Below are 547 nucleotides of genomic sequence, written 5' to 3'. Positions count from 1 at the left end.
GTCAGCGAGTTCTTCATTTGCAGCGCACGTGACGACGTTTCCAGCGTGTACCGAACACTCGACATAGCATTCAGAGCCCAGCCGAATGCAAAGATGCCGATCAAAAGCATTATCAGAAAAGGCGCGATCAGCGCGAACTCTAATGCAGCTCCGCCTGATGCATCCCCCGTGAAAGCTCTCGACTTAGCGGACACGAATCACCTGTTGATGACTGAGTTCGCGCGAGAGGGAAAACGCGCCAAAACTGAAGGGCGGTGACCAGGTGGCTGTCGCCTGTATTACGAGGAAGACCGAGGGGGCTTTCAAAGTGTCGCACAGGACCGATGGATCGGCCACGATGTTCCCGCACATGTATTTCCGGCTCACTGCCACCTGCGCGCCATCAGGATGGTTTTCCCAGCTCGAAAGAGCGACAGCTTGGATGGTCGTATCCTCGACTGCTCCTTGCATCACGAGGTTCGCCGCGGTTTTGACGCCTGCACGCATCGACAATGCGCTCGAGACAAAAGACCAGCCGTCGATGATGCCAAGAAGTACCAGGCAAAGG

General features: G+C 55.9%; 2 protein-coding genes. Both read right to left on the bottom strand.

Annotation, left to right across the window (positions count from 1 at the left end):
• The coding region (locus NKI97_RS35430) for a TadE/TadG family type IV pilus assembly protein (RefSeq protein ID WP_352453948.1) at positions 1-194 on the bottom strand (194 nt) is incomplete at its 3' end.
• On the bottom strand, positions 184-547 hold a 364-nt coding region (locus NKI97_RS35425; RefSeq protein WP_352453949.1), incomplete at its 5' end, for a pilus assembly protein. The genes NKI97_RS35430 and NKI97_RS35425, both read right to left, overlap by 11 nt.

Origin of the sequence: Mesorhizobium sp. M0296 (assembly GCF_040321675.1) — a bacterium.
In the GTDB taxonomy this organism is placed as follows: domain Bacteria; phylum Pseudomonadota; class Alphaproteobacteria; order Rhizobiales; family Rhizobiaceae; genus Mesorhizobium.
The sequence above is the reverse complement of the archived record's forward strand: the minus strand, read 5'-3'. Positions and strand labels throughout refer to the sequence as shown.